Genomic DNA, 1,302 nt, shown 5'->3' with positions numbered 1-1,302 from the left:
CGGGGAAGAGACTCTGGAACTGGCGCTTGGCGCTGGGCTAGGGCTCGATCATGACAGCTAGGTTGCGCCGCTCAACCGACTTGTGCCGGATGCGGACATTTTATGGTGAAATCTGTGGATAATCAGGCAATTGCTGCACCGCGGCAGGAATTGGCAGGGGATTTCGTCCGAAAATCGGACAGTGATCGAGGGTGTCCGTCGCGAACCGGGCTAGGCCCCTTCTGACCGCCAGTGCGGGGTCAGCTTTTCCTCGAGCCGGCGCAGTTCCTCGTCAAGCAGGGCGACCTTGGCATCATCCTGGTCGGCGATCGCAAAGCGGATGCGCGTGCAAAGCTCGGCGATGGCATATTCGGCATAGGCCATGGCATTGGGTTCGCGGTCGATGACCGCCGTGACCGCGCCGGCGAGAGAGGTGAGCAGCTTCAGCGCGGCGGCATCGACGGTTCGCGGCTTCTGGTCCAGCAGGCACAGCGTACCCAGCGCGAGGCCGTCGTGGGTGACCAGGGGTGCGGCGTAATAAGCGCGCACGTTCATCTCGATCACCGCGGGGGCGAACTTGAAGCGCGGCTCCAGCCACGCGTCCGAAACGCATAAGGGCGCAAAGCCGGGAATCTGGATTGCGGCGTCGCAAAAACTGTCGGGCCTAGTGAATTCCCTCGGATCGAATCCATAGGCCACGGCCAGCCAGAGTCGCGACCGATCGACGATCGACACCGCGGCGAAGGGGAAGTTGGTGCCCCTCGCGGCTTGCTCGACGATGCGCGAGAGCTCGGCGTTACCGCGCATGCCGAGCACGCCACTCGTCAGCACACGCGCCTGACGGCGTATCTCGACGGATCCTTCCCGGCCGCGTTCGCAATCCTGGTTCATGTCGCCAATCCTCAGGAGGAAATGTAGCGCGGCAACCCCTTGCGACAATGCAGTAATTCTACAAGGCGCGCCAAATCGGATGCAATTGCGCACAAATATCGACAAGCACGGAAATGATAGCGTGGGCGAGCAGCCGCGCTTGTTGATAAGCAAAATGCCTCGGCTTTGGTCGCGGCGTCTTGCTACTGGGGTCCGATCGCAGCTGTTCCCACGCTCGCGCGCTCGACGAACGGCCCGGAAGCGCTCGCTGTCGGCAAGGGGTTGGCGTGTTGTGCTGGGGGCACAGAAAAGCCCGCGTGGCGGGTGCCATGCGGGCTTTGGCGGTGGTTGCGGGAGCAGGATTTGAACCTGCGATCTTCAGGTTATGAGCCTGACGAGACGACAGCACAAAAGGCAGTCCGGGGGACTGCCTGGCTGCTGTTGTGGGCTGCG

General features: G+C 62.5%; 1 protein-coding gene. It reads right to left on the bottom strand.

All coding sequences use genetic code 11. The annotated features are described in order from the left end of the window. Positions 1-210: 210 nt before the first annotated feature. The gene (locus AC3WJI_RS21640) at positions 211-963 is read right to left on the bottom strand and encodes a GAF domain-containing protein (RefSeq protein WP_492759370.1); all 753 of its coding nucleotides are present in this window, start codon (positions 961-963) and stop codon (positions 211-213) included. Positions 964-1,302 lie beyond the last annotated feature (339 nt).

It is taken from the genome of Sphingomonas sp. FW306-1B-B10E, from assembly GCF_058782005.1.
Note: the sequence above shows the minus strand (reverse complement) of the source record. Positions and strands in the feature narration are given on the sequence as shown.